The organism is Streptomyces sp. BR123, assembly GCF_013401435.1.
Taxonomy (GTDB): Bacteria; Actinomycetota; Actinomycetes; order Streptomycetales; family Streptomycetaceae; genus Streptomyces.
In genome coordinates, this window is the sequence record NZ_JACBGN010000592.1 from 1 (window position 1) to 1,477 (window position 1,477).

General features: G+C 78.6%; 1 protein-coding gene. It reads right to left on the reverse strand.

Going from position 1 to position 1,477, the window contains the following annotated elements; all coding sequences use genetic code 11:
* On the reverse strand, window positions 1–1,477 hold a 1,477-nt coding region (locus HYE82_RS38790; protein WP_179178516.1), incomplete at both ends, for a TPM domain-containing protein.

The window sequence follows — 1,477 nt, forward strand, 5'->3', positions numbered from 1 at the left end:
CGCCCCCGCCGTGGCCGCACCCGCTGCCGCCGCGGGCGGCGCCGCGCTGGATCCGGCCGAGGATGATCCCGCCGAGCACCGCACCGCCCGTACCGCCGCCACCCTGCCGCTGCCCGGCCTCGCCGAACGGGTCCCGGAAGCCCCGTACGTCCTCCTCGGCCAGCTGCTGCGCCTCCCGCGCCAGTACGTCCGCCTGCTGCGCCTCCGCCAGCGCGCCCGCCGCGTCCGACTCCGCCAGCGACCGAGACCGTTCCAGATGCCGCTGCGCCTCCGCCAGCCGGGTACGGGCGCGGCTGCCGACCGCACCCCGGCTGGTCGTGACGTAGTCCGCCGCCGCGGCCGCCGCACTCCGCGCCGACAACAGCGCCTGGTCCAGCAGGGCCGCCGTCCGCCGCCGGCCCGACTCCTGCCCGCGCGCCGCGGCCAGGGCCTCGTCAAGTGCCGCATCGGCCTCCTCGGACCGGCGCAGGGCGTCGATCGGGTCGTACCGGCCTGCCGCCACCTCCTGCCGGACGGCCGACACCACCGCCTCCGCCCGGCCGATCCGGCCCCGCAGATCCGCGGTCGACGCCCCCTCTTCCGTCCCCGGCAGCAGCCCGCGGGCGTCGGCCAGGTCCGCCTCCGTCTCCGTGAGGGCTCCCGGTAGCCTGCCCGCCGCCTCCGCCAGCTCCTGCGCCCGCCGCTCCACCGCGTCCGCCAGGGTCGCCGCCTGGTCCACCGCGCCCTCCGCCGCCCGTACGTGCACGGCCGCCGCCCCCCTGTCGCCGCCGTCGACGGCCTCCCGGGCCCGGGAGGCGTTGTCCGTCGCGAACCGCAGCCGCTCCTCGGCCCGTTCGGCGTGGCCGGCCACCGGAGCCGACGCCGAGTCCGCGTACCGGCCGCGCAACGCGGTCAGGGTGGCCGCCGCCGTCACCGTACGGCCCGTCAGATCGCGCACCCGGCCCTCCACCTCCGCCAAGGCCTGCGGGGCGTTGCGCTCCAGCTCCCGCAGCCGGTCGAAATCCGCGGCCTCGGCGTCGAGCCGCCGGTTCGCCTCACTGCACCGGGCCACGATCTCGTCCAGCATCCGCCGCCGCGTCGCATCGTCCTCCGGGTAGGCGTCGTCCAGCTGCTGGCGCAGCCGGAACGCCGCCGTCAGCTCTCCGTTCGCGAACGCCACGGCCTGGGCGAAGGAGGCCACCGCCGCGTCGCCGAACTGCGCGGAGGCGAAGCCGAGCTCCTCGGAGCTGGTGCGGACCGCGTCGTCCGTGTCCACCAGCAGGGCCCCGGCCTTCGCGTCCAGGTCGGGCAGCGGCAGGGCCGTCGTCGTGGCGGGCCGGTCCCCCCAGCCGGTCGTGGTGCGCGGGCGGCCTCCCGGCGCGGAGCCCTTGCGCCTGCGCCGGGTGTACGCGTACACGGCGAGCGCCCCCGCCGCGCCGACGGCGACGACCGGCAGCACGAAGTCCCCGGCACCGGTCGCCCCGTCCCCGTCCCTGTC